This is a genomic window from Dissulfurispira sp. (assembly GCF_036745535.1).
In the GTDB taxonomy this organism is placed as follows: Bacteria; Nitrospirota; Thermodesulfovibrionia; order Thermodesulfovibrionales; family Dissulfurispiraceae; genus Dissulfurispira.
In genome coordinates this window covers 1-2,222 of record NZ_DAIOFX010000153.1, presented here as the reverse complement: position 1 = coordinate 2,222, position 2,222 = coordinate 1, and the positions used below count along the sequence as shown (strand labels likewise).

General features: G+C 41.8%; 3 protein-coding genes and 1 rRNA gene. 3 read left to right on the top strand and 1 reads right to left on the bottom strand.

Annotation, left to right across the window (positions count from 1 at the left end):
* Positions 1-149 precede the first annotated feature (149 nt).
* From V7L97_RS12320 to V7L97_RS12310, 3 genes are all read left to right on the top strand, one after another.
* Complete coding sequence (locus V7L97_RS12320; protein ID WP_333656415.1) at positions 150-881, top strand: SDR family oxidoreductase; 732 nt, start codon at positions 150-152, stop codon at positions 879-881.
* On the top strand, positions 875-1,549 hold the full coding sequence (locus tag V7L97_RS12315) for a glycerophosphodiester phosphodiesterase (RefSeq protein ID WP_333656414.1): 675 nt from the start codon (positions 875-877) through the stop codon (positions 1,547-1,549). Before V7L97_RS12320 ends, V7L97_RS12315 begins: the two co-directional genes overlap by 7 nt.
* Positions 1,550-1,804: 255 nt before the next feature.
* Positions 1,805-1,963 (top strand): hypothetical protein, encoded by a 159-nt coding sequence (locus tag V7L97_RS12310; RefSeq protein ID WP_333656412.1) that lies wholly within the window; start codon positions 1,805-1,807, stop codon positions 1,961-1,963.
* Positions 1,964-2,021: 58 nt separating this feature from the next.
* On the opposite strand, the gene rrf is transcribed toward V7L97_RS12310, so the two are convergent.
* Positions 2,022-2,138: ribosomal RNA gene (rrf, locus tag V7L97_RS12305) — 5S ribosomal RNA — on the bottom strand.
* Positions 2,139-2,222: the final 84 nt, after the last annotated feature.

Below are 2,222 nucleotides of genomic sequence, written 5' to 3'. Positions count from 1 at the left end.
CCTGAAATATAATAATTAAAATCTTATTCTATTTGAGATTTCCATTATGAATCTCCTTTTTAGTATATTAAGACATAAAAGAAATTATACATGCATTACAGATAAATCATAAAGCCATTTTTATATTTTAAAACATTGAGGAGGCAACCATGTCATCAAAATTAATCGCCTTAGTTACAGGTGCTAACAAAGGACTCGGTTTCGAAACAAGCCGCCAACTGGCACAAAATGGAATCAAGGTGCTAATGGGAGCACGCAAAGAAGCAAAAGGAAGGGCCGCGGCAGAAAAATTGCAAAGCGAAGGCCTCGATGTGGGATTCATCCTGCTTGATATTACAAAATCCGAGCATATCAAACATGTCAAAAAATATATAGAAAAACATTTCGGCAGACTCGATATCCTTGTAAACAATGCAGGCATGCTTCACAAGGAAGAGCCCCTTGTCAGCAACAGTGTTGAAACCATTTCGCTAAAAGCACTCCGCCAGACCTTTGATGTAAATTTCTTCGGAACAGTGGAACTGACACAGGCACTCCTCCCTCTCATCAAAAAAAGCGCTGCAGGCCGTATCGTAAATGTATCGAGCATACTTGGCTCTCTTGCATACCAGAGCGAAGAATCGGAAAAATTCAAGCCCTTTGCCTATGACGCCTCAAAAACAGCATTGAACCAGTTCACCATTCATCTATCTGCTGCACTTAGGAATACACCTATCAAAGTAAATTCAGCCCATCCAGGCTGGGTGAAAACAGATATGGGAGGATCGGATGCACCGATGGATGTTACCGAAGGCGCAAAAACAGCGGTAAAGCTGGCAACCCTCGGCCCCAAGGGCCCTACGGGCAAATTCTTCCATTTTGACGAAGAAATGCCGTGGTAGGGAAGTGGAAAATGTTTTTAAAGGTCGGACATCGCGGCGCAAGGGCATACGAAATAGAGAATACAATCGAAAGCTTTAAAAAGGCTATAGAACTCGGCGTGAATGCAATCGAGTTTGATGTTCGAAAGACAAAAGATGGGAAATTGGTTGTCATACATGATGATAACCTAAAAAGGGTCTTCGGCAAGGAGGTTGCAATAAATCAGGCAACATTAAAGGAATTAAAACAAATAACCGGAAACAAAATCACAACTCTTTCAGAGGCCTTGCAATTTATCGACAAAAAGGTCGAAAAAATACTTATTGAGTTAAAAGAAATCGGCTGCGGGAAGAATGTTCTGGAAGTCATAAAAAAAGAAAAACTGCATGACCATGTTATCATTGTCTCTTTTCATGAGGACGCTCTTTCAGAGGTGAGGAGACTGGACACCAAAATCGAAACAGGTTTGATTTATGTAAAACATAAAAATCCGATTGCTTCTGCGCTTAAGCTTAACGCACAGTATCTCGTTCCACTCTATAAGCTTACACATACCAGGAACATTGAAGACGCCCACAAGAATAATCTCAAGGTCATTGTCTGGACTATAAATACAAAACAAGAGGCAAAGGCATACATGGACAAGGGAGCCGACGGTATTGCCAGCGATAAACCAGACATACTCTAAACCATTACGACATCCCACTGGGATTGATCACAATCAGCAATGAAATTTTCTGCTATCCTTACTCACAGATTAAGTTGACAAACCTTTATCTTTTCAGTTAGATTGTTAAGTTTTGTGCAATTTCCTCAGGTTGTGCCAATAGTCTATCTTGGCAGTATCAATCAGAAAAATGTTGGGGAAATAGTATGCATGCAAATATGCGGGAGGACTTTTGCGAGTTCTCTCATAAGAATGTAAAAGAAAGGAGGATGAATCATGGCTGAAAAAGGTAAGTCAAAGACCGATGTTGCAGCAAGGGCTGAGAACAAGAGCAAGGCTATAGTCTGCCGCAATTGCGGCAACAAGGTAGAGGCTGTTATGGCCGTTTCTCCATCAGGCAAGAAAAGGATGAGACGCATCTGCTGCGGAGAGTAATCTTAAACTCACATCAAAAACAAAAAAGGCCCGGTGTTTAACCGGGCCCTTCTATTAGATCCGGCGGCGTCCTACTTTCCCATGACCTCGCGGTCATAGTATCATCGGCCCTGGAGGGCTTAACTTCCGTGTTCGGAATGGGAACGGGTGTTGCCCCTCCGGTATAACCACCGGAAATACTAAAATACCACAGATGAAATTAAAATTGCAATAAAAAAGTTTGACAAAGTATGGGAGTAAGGAATAAGGTCAAGGCGCA